This window comes from Flavobacterium aquaticum (genome assembly GCF_003259835.1).
Taxonomy (GTDB): Bacteria; Bacteroidota; Bacteroidia; order Flavobacteriales; family Flavobacteriaceae; genus Flavobacterium; species Flavobacterium aquaticum.
On sequence record NZ_QLMI01000025.1, the window covers coordinates 1 to 1,517 of the forward strand.

At 38.2% G+C, this 1,517-nt stretch carries 1 protein-coding gene; it reads right to left on the bottom strand.

Annotated features, from left to right (window positions below):
* The coding region (locus B0I03_RS13225) for a PKD-like domain-containing protein (RefSeq protein WP_317048058.1) at positions 1-1,517 on the bottom strand (1,517 nt) is incomplete at both ends.

The following is a 1,517-nucleotide window of genomic DNA, read 5'->3' on the forward strand; positions in this document are numbered from 1 at the left end:
CCTAAACTAGTACGAACTCGGTAAATTACATATCCTCCTTGTGTAGAAGTTAGAATATCACTAATTGGCTGTGGTGCAATTCCGCTTCCTGGATTCGCTCCTGTTACATTAAACACCGTTAATACTTCCCATTCTATCTCTGTTCCTGCAATTAGTGGCGAAACATCAATCATTAAATCTGTTGGTTCTCCACTACAAATGGTTTTATCTGGAGATGGAATAGCGGTTCCAGGATTTGGGTTAACCGTTACAACTAAACTTTGAAGCGTGTTACCTGGACAACCATTGCGAATAGTTGACACGTCAAAATAAATTGTTCCTACTACAAGTGGATCACTAGTGATTACTTGTAAATCAAAACTAGCCGTTGTTGATGTTGCTGTAATTGTTCCTGAAGTCGTTCCTCCTACAACTGTTACACCACTTGTAATAGCCGTCCAATTATAGGTAATACCACTAATGTTACCTGAAAGTTCAACATGAACATTATTAACACCATTTGTTGCAGAACAAACCGAAGTATCTGCTACTGCTACTGCTTCTACAACTGGGTTTGGATTAACAAAAATTGTAATCGGATTAGATTCATCACCTGAACATCCGTTAGCATGAGGTGTAATTTTAACCGTTACTGTTCCAACAGTTTCTGAATTATCAAGAGTTGCAATTTGATTAATATTCGACTCATTTCCGCTTGTTACGTAAGTTCCTGTAATGTTTGATAAAGTGGCACTCCATGTATATGTTGTTCCTGGTACATTACTACTTAATACAAAATCTAAAGGATTTCCATCACAAATAGAATTAGTTACTGTGTAAGTTAAGATTGGTTTTTGATAAACTACAATTTGCATAGTCGTTTGATCAAAACATTGACCTGAAACTATATTTGGAGTAAAAGTATACGTTGTTGTAGCAATATTATTCAATGCTGGTGACCAAGTTCCTGTTATTCCGTTAGTAGAAGTTGTAGGCAATGCTGATAAACTTCCACCTGAACAAATTGGAGCAACTTGAACAAATGTTGGTATTACAGTAGGTATCATAGCTAAATTAGTAAACGATACTGATGCTACTGAAGTACAACTTCCATTGCCTGCGGTTACTGTATACCCTGTTCCAACTGTCATACCAGAAATTAATCCGCCTGCACCAACTGTTGGTCCTGCTGGTGTGAAAGTATACGTTAACGCTCCACTGTAATTTGTTATCGTTGATGAACCTGTTGCAACACATGTAGGCGCTGTAGTAGATATCGTTGGTACTGCTGGAGTAACTAACATCGCTAAATTAGTAAACGATGCTGATGTCACTGAAGTACAACTTCCATTACCTGCGGTTACTGTATATCCTGTTCCAACTGTCATACCTGAAATCAATCCGCCTGCACCAACTGTTGGTCCTGCTGGTGTGAAAGTATAGGTTAACGCTCCACTGTAATTTGTTATCGTTGATGAACCTGCTGCAATACATGTAGGCGTTGTAGTAGATATAGTTGGTACTGCTGGAGTAACTAA